Genomic DNA, 678 nt, shown 5'->3' with positions numbered 1-678 from the left:
GAAATCACCCTCCCGAGTGTCAAGGGGGGTCAACTTTCACCCGTCGCCTGGGGGTCAGTATTCACGCGTCGCCGACAAACGCATCAAACAACCACAAAGGAACCGGACAATCACGACGAAACTCCTCCACCACGGCATCGAATCGCTTCATATCCATCATCGAGATTCGAGTCGACCGATCAACAATCTCCTCGCCGCCCACCCATACCGCATGTGTACCTACTCTGTGACCTGGACTGAAATGGTCCACTTTCATATACCTGTCCCACGGCCCCTCCGCCAGGCGCCCGGTGGCATTCACCACAATCTCCGCAAGCTCCCCACCCAATTCGCGTAACAGATCTTCCAACTCAGCCATCAATGTACGCCTCTCTCTGCTGCCGCAACCATCGCCAAAATATCCTTCTTAAAGTATTGTCGCTTATATCGCGCGGACGAGTCATTAGCGAATTTCTGTTTCAGTTCCACTTTTTTGAGCAGAATGTTTGACTTCGCCGAGTATGCCTCACCTCGGACCGAAATCTTTTCCGGCCGCTCGCCCACAACTGGTGCTTTCAGTTTAATCTCGACCTCTACCCGCGCCCCGTACCGGGCGAAGTCGGACCACTCGTTTTCCATCACCCGATACGGCACCATATTGAAATGCCCATCCTGGGCGAACATGTTGCGCAACCCCTG

Annotated in this window: 2 protein-coding genes; both read right to left on the bottom strand. The window is 54.1% G+C overall.

Features of this window, described 5'->3' with window-relative positions:
* Positions 1–61 precede the first annotated feature (61 nt).
* Positions 62–358 carry a hypothetical protein gene (locus ACPXB3_RS22440; protein ID WP_425729848.1) on the bottom strand — a complete coding sequence of 99 codons (297 nt, stop codon included), beginning with the start codon at positions 356–358 and terminating at the stop codon, positions 62–64.
* Positions 358–678 (bottom strand): hypothetical protein (locus ACPXB3_RS22435; protein ID WP_425729846.1); only part of this gene is annotated, 321 nt, incomplete at its 5' end. The genes ACPXB3_RS22435 and ACPXB3_RS22440, both read right to left, overlap by 1 nt.

Source organism: Gordonia sp. DT219, from assembly GCF_049847065.1.
GTDB lineage: Bacteria > Actinomycetota > Actinomycetes > Mycobacteriales > Mycobacteriaceae > Gordonia.
This window is presented reverse-complemented; position numbering and strand designations above follow the sequence as displayed.